The sequence below is a fragment of the Candidatus Cardinium hertigii genome, from assembly GCF_003788695.1.
Genome location: NZ_RARA01000023.1, coordinates 43,787 through 44,362 on the forward strand (window position 1 = coordinate 43,787; position 576 = coordinate 44,362).

Sequence of the window (576 nt, forward strand, 5' to 3'; positions counted from 1 at the left end):
TACTGGATAATGCTCAAAAAGAGAAACTACAACGCTATTTGGATGGAAAACTCGATAAAAATGATTTAAAACAAGGGTTGCGTTTTTTAAGCGAACTGCTCTACAAACATTTTAACCAAAAGGTTTATATCTTGATTGATGAATATGATACCCCTATCAATAGTTCGTATATTAAATTTGGTAGCCAAAGTGAATCCTTTGAAGAAATTTTAGAACTATTCCGTGGAATTTTTGGTAGCGCCTTAAAAAGCAATCCCTATTTAGAAAAAGGCGTTATCACAGGCATATTACGCATAGCCAAAGCCAATCTCTTTTCAGATCTCAATAATGTACGGGAATATACGTTGTTGGATAAAAACTTCACACAATTTTATGGTTTTACGCAAAGCGAGGTAGATGACTTGCTTAGTAAGGTAGCTACCCAAACGGAACCAGCAAAAATCAAAGATTNATCCAAATAGCACTGTAATTTCTCTTTTTGAGCATTATCCAGTAATCTCCCTGATGCTGCTAGATGTACGCTTAGATAACGATGGCAGGAAAATAATGTTATAATTTGATCTTTAATTCCTTCTT

At 34.3% G+C, this 576-nt stretch carries 2 protein-coding genes (both only partly in view); one reads left to right on the forward strand and one right to left on the reverse strand.

Features of this window, described 5'->3' with window-relative positions; translation table 11 throughout:
* Positions 1-17, reverse strand: partial view of an AAA family ATPase gene (locus EDM02_RS02200; protein ID WP_123662710.1) — the beginning only. 811 nt of this gene lie to the left of the window's left edge; only the first 17 of its 828 coding nucleotides appear in the window; it begins with the start codon at positions 15-17; the stop codon falls past the left edge of the window.
* On the opposite strand from EDM02_RS02200, the gene EDM02_RS02205 reads away from it, so the two are divergent.
* Positions 1-461: the 3' portion of an AAA family ATPase gene (locus tag EDM02_RS02205; RefSeq protein ID WP_123662712.1), read on the forward strand. The gene continues 13 nt to the left of window position 1, outside the view; the window shows 461 of its 474 coding nt (coding positions 14-474); the start codon falls outside the window, past its left edge; the stop codon is at positions 459-461. The genes EDM02_RS02200 and EDM02_RS02205 overlap by 30 nt on opposite strands.
* The last annotated feature ends 115 nt before the right edge of the window (positions 462-576 follow it).